The following is a 589-nucleotide window of genomic DNA, read 5'->3' on the forward strand; positions in this document are numbered from 1 at the left end:
ATGTCGTGCACCATGCGCACGATCACCGAGGCGATCGTCAGTCCCCCGGAGATCGCGCTGGCCAGCTGGCCGGTCATGCGCAGGTGGGAGGCGGAGCCGGCCTGGAGGGACTTGAAGGTCGCCACCGCCAAGGACTCCTGGCCGGCTAGACGCCCCGTGCACACCGCCTCCAGCTCACTGGCGCACGAGTTCAGCTTGGTGGCGATGTTCGTCCACGTCGAGGCAGCCGCAGCCACCGCGAGCATATGTGAAGCGGTGGGGGTCGAGTCGGAAGGACTCGACCCCCACCGTTGGGACATTGGTTGGTGAGGTGCCAACTGGCCGGGCGGCTCGCGTGAGCCTCCTTTCAGTGCTCAGCTGGCCAGGACTGTGGGGATGGCTTCGTCGAGGTACCACAACCAGAACGCCCGACGTGCGGGCACGTCGGTCTGGTGGACCCTGATGATGTTGGTGGCTCCGGTCTCAGCGCAGGCGCAGGAGTAGCTGGTCTCGATGATGTCAGGCAGTAGATCACTGTCGTTCGTCTCGGGGCCGGTGATGTCGTCGTAGGGGTCGCGCGAGCACGCCGAGACCACCATGAACACGGCAC

1 protein-coding gene and 1 pseudogene are annotated in these 589 nt (G+C 65.9%); both read right to left on the minus strand.

Annotated features, from left to right (window positions below):
- Positions 1-236, minus strand: a pseudogene (locus tag HMPREF2883_RS01970) (hypothetical protein); the annotation flags it as partial.
- 117 nt (positions 237-353) lie between these two features.
- Positions 354-589 (minus strand): Imm5 family immunity protein (locus HMPREF2883_RS01975; protein ID WP_256277284.1); only part of this gene is annotated, 236 nt, incomplete at its 5' end.

This window comes from Actinomyces sp. HMSC075C01, assembly GCF_001812965.1.
Lineage (GTDB): Bacteria > Actinomycetota > Actinomycetes > Actinomycetales > Actinomycetaceae > Actinomyces > Actinomyces acetigenes.